The 3083-nt window shown below is 66.0% G+C and carries 2 protein-coding genes and 1 pseudogene; all 3 read left to right on the top strand.

What is annotated here, in order from left to right; translation table 11 throughout:
• The first annotated feature begins 505 nt into the window (after positions 1-505).
• On the top strand, positions 506-826 hold the full coding sequence (locus tag CCS01_RS16440; RefSeq protein WP_104519872.1) for a site-specific integrase: 321 nt from the start codon (positions 506-508) through the stop codon (positions 824-826).
• Positions 744-1349, top strand: a complete 606-nt coding sequence (locus tag CCS01_RS16435) for a tyrosine-type recombinase/integrase (protein WP_158258440.1) — start codon at positions 744-746, stop codon at positions 1347-1349. Before CCS01_RS16440 ends, CCS01_RS16435 begins: the two co-directional genes overlap by 83 nt.
• A 9-nt stretch (positions 1350-1358) precedes the next feature.
• Positions 1359-2540, top strand: a pseudogene (locus CCS01_RS35275) (IS91 family transposase).
• Positions 2541-3083 lie beyond the last annotated feature (543 nt).

The following is a 3083-nucleotide window of genomic DNA, read 5'->3' as shown; positions in this document are numbered from 1 at the left end:
TGGAAGGGGCGATGGAGTTCGCAGTGATCCGCTCACTGCTGTCGACGGCGCGGAAGCAGGGCTGGGATATCCTGCAAACCCTCAACGCCAATCCGGACCGCCTGATCGCAGCCCTCAGGGGTACGTGACCCCCCCGCGACCTGGGCTGTTACCCGATTTTCAACACGGAGGACGACGGAGGACCGCCAAGGCCACGAAGGGGTGTGAACGAATCAGGCGAGGAAGCAACGCGGCCTCTTCTTCATGCACGCGGCCTGTACGCATCCGGGCAGGCCTGCAGCGGTGCTGCGATGCGCCAACCCGCTCATGCGGCTGGTCAGGTCCCGATAGGCCAGCAAGGTCCGGTTTTCGGGGTCCTGCGCTTTCCACCATGAAAATACGGTTGGACGGAACGGCTCCGCCGAGTGCGCGGGGGTAAGGTCAGGGGTGATGGCGGATGGGTGTATTTTGTTGATGCCACCGGGCGCGAGAGAGCGCGACGGAGCATCAACGAAAGGAAACCACGATGTCGCCATTACGGGCGCGGATGATCGAGGACATGACCCTGGCTGGGTTGGCTGCCGGGACGCAGACGGTCTACATCCAGGCGGTGCGGCGATTGGCAGCGCATTACCGGCGTTCGCCGGACCAGCTCAGCGAGGAAGAAGTGCGCGCCTACCTGCTTGGCTTGCGCCAGAACGGAGCGGCCCGCGGCACGTTCAAGGTCAGCCAATACGGGCTGCGTTTCCTCTATTGCCACACGCTTGAGCGCGTGTGGGGATTGTTCGGGGAAAAAAAGGATCGTCGCTCCCCGTCAGAAGCGGCTGCCTCAGTCGCTCTCGGATGATCAGGTCCGGCATCTGCTCGGCTGCATTCATAACCCGATCCACCGGACATGGCTGGCCATCATGTATGCCTGCGGCCTGCGCATCAGCGAGGCCACCCGGCTCGAGATCAGCGCGATTGACCGGGCCAACCTGGTGTTGCGTATCGTCGGCAAGGGCAACAAGGAGCGGCTGGTGGCGCTGCCGCAGCCGATTCTCGACGAGTTGGGCCAGCTCTGGCGGAGCCATCACAACCCCCGCTGGCTGTTCCCCAATCGACGCGGTGACGCGCCGCTCGACACGCACGTGTTGTCGGATACCTTCGCGGCTGCGGTCGTTGCGGCCGGCATCCGGTGCGACGTGACGCCGCACGCCCTGCGCCATTCGTACGCAACGAGATTGATCGAGAACGGCGTCGACATCCGCGTTGCGCAGATCCTGCTCGCTCACGCCTCCATCGCCTCCACCGCCATCTACACCCATCTCACCACGCCCACCCGGGCGTCGCTGCAGACCCTGCTTAATCGGCTGATGACCGGCCTCTGAGGCACGGTCGTGATCGAGCTCGCCGAGGTGTTCCGCCGCTTCGCGGCGGACGACCGCTCGGCTCACGGCGCGTCGATGCCACCGTCGCATCGGCGCGCCATCGAGGACATCCTCAACTGCCGCACCGCCGCGCTTGGCGGCCAGGTCTGGCGCTGCGAGGTGTGCCACAGCGCGGTGTTCTCGTTCCACTCCTGTGGCAACCGCAGTTGTCCCAAATGCCACACCCCCTCGCCTGGCCTTCCAACCAGTCGCAAGCGACTGGCCGGAACCTTGGCCAGTCTCGCCCAGACGCAGGAATGGCTCGAACGCCGTCAGGCGGAGATGCTGCCGGTGCCCTACTTCCACATCACCATCACCGTCCCGGCGGACCTGCGCGCGGTGCTGCGCACCCATCAGCGCGAAGGCTATGGCGCGCTGATGCAGGCCAGCGCCGAGGCAATCATCGAGCTTGCCCGCGACCCGCGCTACGTCGGCGGCACCCCAGCCGTGCTCGCGGTGCTGCACACCTGGACGCAGCAGTTACACTTCCATCCCCACCTGCACTGCCTGGTCAGTGGCGGCGGGATCGCCGCGGACGGCAGCACCTGGCATCCGGCGCGGCAGAACTTCCTCCTGCCGATCAAGGCGCTCGCCACATTGGTGCGCGGCAAGTTCCGCGCCCTGCTGCGGCGGAAGTAACCGGATCTCGTCATCCCGGATGCGGTCTGGCACAAGCGATGGGTGCTTCACGTCAGCGCCCGGGGCAACGGCGAACAGGCGGTGCTCGACCATCTCGCCCGCTATGTCTTCCGCGTCGCGCTCACCAACGCCCGCATCGTCGGCCTCGATGACCAGGGGGTCACGATCCAATACAAGGACCGCAAGACCGGCCGGCGGCGCACCTGCCGGCTCAGCGGCGAGGAGTTCATGCGCCGCTTCCTCCAGCACGTATTGCCGCGCCGCTTCCACAAAGTCCGCTACGTTGGCCTGTGGCACCCCACCCAGCGCCACAACGCCGCCCGGGTGCGGCAGATGCTGCAACTCCGGGCGCCACCCAAAGCCGACGGGGGGCAGGACGACCAAGCCGGGCGACCGCTCGTGCCATCTGATGCGGAGCCGGTGCCGCCGATCGAGCCGCGGGTCTGTCCGCACTGTCAGGGGCGGCTGATCTTCATCCGCAGGCTCACCCCGCAGCAGGCGACGGCGCCATGAGCCCCGGCAAACGCCACTATTCTGTCCGGTCTCGCCGCCGCGTGCTCGTCACGCCACAGGAAGCCGCTGTCGCCCGTGCAAGTCGGAGCCTCATCGTAACCCCAATGATGATGCGCGCCAGCCTGCAACGGCCATCCACACCGCCAATGAGGCCGCCGCAACCCTCGGGAGGCTTCGGCTGGGGCGTGTCACGTCGCTCCGGCACCGGGTGCTACTGGTGAAATCTCCATAGCGGATCGTCGATCCTCCGAAGCTCCCCGCGTTCGTCCAACGGGGCTTCTGCGGCGGCTTCGCGCCGCACAAACCCTTAATTCGTTCTGGACGCTTCGCCCCGCCGATAGGGGGCGGGAAGTTTGCTCCCCGCCCTCCGAACCGTGCTGGCGGATTTCCCGCACAAAATGTGGCGCGCCACATTTGATGCGTAATGTGGCGCCGGTGGATATGTGGCGTTCAGCGCCGAATGCGGCTGCCAGGGCCGGTTGGTGGCCTTTGAACGCCACATAACCAAATGATCGAGAGTGGTCGGGTCTTCATCTATCAGGA

Origin of the sequence: Rhodopila globiformis, from assembly GCF_002937115.1 — a bacterium.
In the GTDB taxonomy this organism is placed as follows: Bacteria; Pseudomonadota; Alphaproteobacteria; order Acetobacterales; family Acetobacteraceae; genus Rhodopila; species Rhodopila globiformis.
Note: the sequence above shows the minus strand (reverse complement) of the source record. Positions and strands in the feature narration are given on the sequence as shown.

Bases quoted from the DNA above. Each gene is read 5' to 3' on its own strand.
- CCS01_RS16440 (WP_104519872.1), top strand. From the start codon at position 506: ATGTCGCCATTACGGGCGCGGATGATCGAGGACATGACCCTGGCTGGG.